We start from the raw sequence: 463 nt of genomic DNA, 5'->3' as shown, positions 1-463 counted from the left end.
CGATAGGTGACGACGGGGGAATCGCTCAGGCACTGCGGGGGGTGGCGGAATGGGGTTCCGAAGCGACCAGCTCGTGGTCCCGCTGGTCGAGGTTCACAAAGATCATCCCGTATCTGACGGCGCAGCGGACCGGCTGCGGCGCGCCACGGGGGCGTCGGAGACAGCGATAGGCGCGGACATCTTCGTCCTCTTCCAGCACCACGACGATCGGCTCCCCGAACAGGGTGACCATCAACGAGTCGCCACGGCGGGGGAGGGCCGTGAGCAGATCGATGAAATGCCACCCTGAGCGATAGGCGGTTGCCATCTCGCGCCGGAAGGTGCGGTCGTCCGGCGGCGCGGTCATGCGACCGAGTCGGCCGGCGCGGACCAGCCGAGGTCCCCGGGAACTCCGGCCTGGGCGGACCAGCCGATGTCGCCGGGAACTCGGGTCTGGCCGAACCAGCCGATGTCGCCGGAGGCG

1 protein-coding gene is annotated in these 463 nt (G+C 69.3%); it reads right to left on the bottom strand.

Going from position 1 to position 463, the window contains the following annotated elements:
* Window positions 1-25: 25 nt before the first annotated feature.
* Window positions 26-346, bottom strand: coding sequence for a (2Fe-2S)-binding protein (locus RNC47_RS36635; protein ID WP_311601844.1), 321 nt, complete (start codon window positions 344-346; stop codon window positions 26-28).
* Window positions 347-463 lie beyond the last annotated feature (117 nt).

It is taken from the genome of Streptomyces millisiae (assembly GCF_031845425.1).
Classification (GTDB): domain Bacteria; phylum Actinomycetota; class Actinomycetes; order Streptomycetales; family Streptomycetaceae; genus Streptomyces; species Streptomyces millisiae.
This window is presented reverse-complemented; position numbering and strand designations above follow the sequence as displayed.